Below are 2,346 nucleotides of genomic sequence, written 5' to 3'. Positions count from 1 at the left end.
GCTGTTAGCTCTTTAAAAATAAGAAACAGACAATCTGTGTGGGCACTTGCGAGACAAAAGATTAAAGTCTACGGACTAAAAAATTAAGTCTTGATAAGTGACACTGAAGATTCATTTGAATATGTCAGAGACAGTTATTGAGCATCAAACTTTAAATTGAAGAGTTTGATCATGGCTCAGATTGAACGCTGGCGGCAGGCTTAACACATGCAAGTCGAACGGTAACATGAGTGCTTGCACTTGATGACGAGTGGCGGACGGGTGAGTAAAATATGGGGATCTGCCGAATGGTGGGGGACAACAGTTGGAAACGACTGCTAATACCGCATAAAGTTGAGAGACCAAAGCATGGGACCTTCGGGCCATGCGCCATTTGATGAACCCATATGGGATTAGCTAGTAGGTGGGGTAAAGGCTCACCTAGGCGACGATCTCTAGCTGGTCTGAGAGGATGGCCAGCCACACTGGAACTGAGACACGGTCCAGACTCCTACGGGAGGCAGCAGTGGGGAATATTGCACAATGGGGGTAACCCTGATGCAGCCATGCCGCGTGTATGAAGAAGGCCTTCGGGTTGTAAAGTACTTTCGGTGATGAGGAAGGTGTTGTATCTAATAGGTGCAACAATTGACGTTAATTACAGAAGAAGCACCGGCTAACTCCGTGCCAGCAGCCGCGGTAATACGGAGGGTGCGAGCGTTAATCGGAATGACTGGGCGTAAAGGGCATGTAGGCGGATAATTAAGTTAGGTGTGAAAGCCCTGGGCTCAACCTAGGAATTGCACTTAAAACTGGTTAACTAGAGTATTGTAGAGGAAGGTAGAATTCCACGTGTAGCGGTGAAATGCGTAGAGATGTGGAGGAATACCGGTGGCGAAGGCGGCCTTCTGGACAGATACTGACGCTGAGATGCGAAAGCGTGGGGAGCAAACAGGATTAGATACCCTGGTAGTCCACGCTGTAAACGATGTCGATTTGGAGTTTGTTGCCTAGAGTGATGGGCTCCGAAGCTAACGCGATAAATCGACCGCCTGGGGAGTACGGCCGCAAGGTTAAAACTCAAATGAATTGACGGGGGCCCGCACAAGCGGTGGAGCATGTGGTTTAATTCGATGCAACGCGAAGAACCTTACCTGGTCTTGACATCCACAGAATCCTGTAGAGATATGGGAGTGCCTTCGGGAACTGTGAGACAGGTGCTGCATGGCTGTCGTCAGCTCGTGTTGTGAAATGTTGGGTTAAGTCCCGCAACGAGCGCAACCCTTATCCTTTGTTGCCATCGGTTTGGCCGGGAACTCAAAGGAGACTGCCGTTGATAAAGCGGAGGAAGGTGGGGACGACGTCAAGTCATCATGGCCCTTACGACCAGGGCTACACACGTGCTACAATGGCGTATACAAAGGGAGGCGACCTCGCGAGAGCAAGCGGACCTCATAAAGTACGTCTAAGTCCGGATTGGAGTCTGCAACTCGACTCCATGAAGTCGGAATCGCTAGTAATCGTGAATCAGAATGTCACGGTGAATACGTTCCCGGGCCTTGTACACACCGCCCGTCACACCATGGGAGTGGGTTGCACCAGAAGTAGATAGCTTAACCTTCGGGAGGGCGTTTACCACGGTGTGGTTCATGACTGGGGTGAAGTCGTAACAAGGTAACCGTAGGGGAACCTGCGGTTGGATCACCTCCTTACGAAGAGCTCGTAAGTGTTCACACAGATTGTTTGTTTAGAAGAGAAATAATTCAGTCCCCTTCGTCTAGAGGCCTAGGACATCGCCCTTTCACGGCGGTAACAGGGGTTCGAATCCCCTAGGGGACGCCATAAAGTGCGACGGAATTATTTTTTAAAAATTATGTTTGTATTTACTTTGAGTTAAAAGATGAGTAAATAGAAAGATAAAGCTCTTTAACAATTAGGAACAAGCTGAAAGAAACGAGTTCTCGTTTTTACGGAAAGCTTTTATTTTTGGTTTAATGAAATATTCAATAGATATGGAGTTAAGTTAAGGAAATAAAAAGCATTGAAGTAAGAAAGAGAAAAAAAGCGTAAATTGAAAACCAAGACAACTGTGAGTTGTAAGGTTAAGAAATTAAGCGTACACGGTGGATGCCTAGGCAATCAGAGGCGAAGAAGGACGTGTTAATCTGCGAAAAGCGACGGTGAGCCGATAAAAGGCGCTATAGCCGTTGATGTCCGAATGGGGAAACCCAGTGTAGGTGACTACACTATCATATAATGAATTCATAGTTATATGAGGCGAACCGGGAGAACTGAAACATCTAAGTACCCCGAGGAAAAGAAATCAACCGAGATTCCCTAAGTAGCGGCGAGCGAAAGGGGAGGAGC

The 2,346-nt window shown here is 47.6% G+C and carries 1 tRNA gene and 2 rRNA genes; all 3 read left to right on the top strand.

Features of this window, described 5'->3' with window-relative positions:
* Positions 1 to 153: 153 nt before the first annotated feature.
* Positions 154 to 1,691 (top strand): 16S ribosomal RNA (locus A9G45_RS07065).
* Between the two features lie 54 nt (positions 1,692 to 1,745).
* Positions 1,746 to 1,821 (top strand) — tRNA-Glu (locus A9G45_RS07060).
* Between the two features lie 258 nt (positions 1,822 to 2,079).
* Positions 2,080 to 2,346: ribosomal RNA gene (locus A9G45_RS07055) — 23S ribosomal RNA — on the top strand; the annotation flags it as partial.

The sequence above is a fragment of the Gilliamella sp. HK2 genome, from assembly GCF_001690265.1.
Classification (GTDB): domain Bacteria; phylum Pseudomonadota; class Gammaproteobacteria; order Enterobacterales; family Orbaceae; genus Gilliamella; species Gilliamella apicola_C.
This window is presented reverse-complemented; position numbering and strand designations above follow the sequence as displayed.